This window comes from uncultured Streptococcus sp. (genome assembly GCF_901875575.1).
In the GTDB taxonomy this organism is placed as follows: domain Bacteria; phylum Bacillota; class Bacilli; order Lactobacillales; family Streptococcaceae; genus Streptococcus.
Genome location: NZ_CABFMF010000076.1, coordinates 1 through 501, shown reverse-complemented (window position 1 = coordinate 501; position 501 = coordinate 1). Strand labels below are relative to the sequence as shown.

Annotated in this window: 1 protein-coding gene; it reads right to left on the bottom strand. The window is 32.3% G+C overall.

Annotated features, from left to right (window positions below; genetic code table 11):
* A partial coding sequence (locus QZ114_RS08995) for an ABC transporter ATP-binding protein (RefSeq protein ID WP_295502418.1) occupies positions 1 to 501 on the bottom strand: 501 nt, incomplete at both ends.

Sequence of the window (501 nt, the reverse complement as noted above, 5' to 3'; positions counted from 1 at the left end):
CATTCCTATTTTTCTCATCTAATGCACCTGTAGGTTCATCCGCTATAAGAAATCTAGGTTTATGAGCAAGAGCTCTAATTAAAGCAACTCGTTGCTTCTGTCCGCCTGATAAATGACTTGGGTACTCATTCATCTTATCTATAAGCCCTAAGTCTTGTAATAAACTATCAATGTATTCTATATCTGGCTGTTGGTCAGAATATAGGAATGATAATAAAATATTTTCTTTAACAGTATATTCATCAATAAGATGAAATTGTTGAAAAACAAATCCAATATCACGATTACGGTAACTTGCTTGTTGATTTTCATTTAACTTCTCAATACTTTTTCCGTCTAATATATATTCTCCTTCAAATTCAGAATCAATCAGTCCCAAAATATTGATAAATGTCGATTTACCCGAACCTGATGGTCCCATTATCGATACAAATTCTCCTTCAACTACCTTAAAATTTATTTCTCTTAAGACATTATTTTTTAGCGTCCCTTGTCCGTAAC